The following is a 210-nucleotide window of genomic DNA, read 5'->3' on the forward strand; positions in this document are numbered from 1 at the left end:
GTCGACCTGCTCAACATCTCCGACATCTCGACGCCCGGCACGAGCTACCTGGCCGACCTGGGTCGCGCCGAGGCGGCCCTCGCGCGCCAGAACGCCGAGGTCAAGGAGGCCGAGACCCAGCGTGCGGCCGAGTTCGCCCGCATCGAGGCCGCCGAGCAGATCGCCGAGCGCCAGAAGGCGCTGAGCCTCAAGCAGGCGGCCATCAAGGCC

Annotated in this window: 1 pseudogene; it reads left to right on the plus strand. The window is 71.4% G+C overall.

Annotated elements, in window-relative coordinates:
- A pseudogene (locus FJ658_RS15115) lies at nt 1–210 on the plus strand (flotillin family protein); the annotation flags it as partial.

The sequence above is a fragment of the Schumannella sp. 10F1B-5-1 genome, assembly GCF_006517535.1.
In the GTDB taxonomy this organism is placed as follows: domain Bacteria; phylum Actinomycetota; class Actinomycetes; order Actinomycetales; family Microbacteriaceae; genus Schumannella.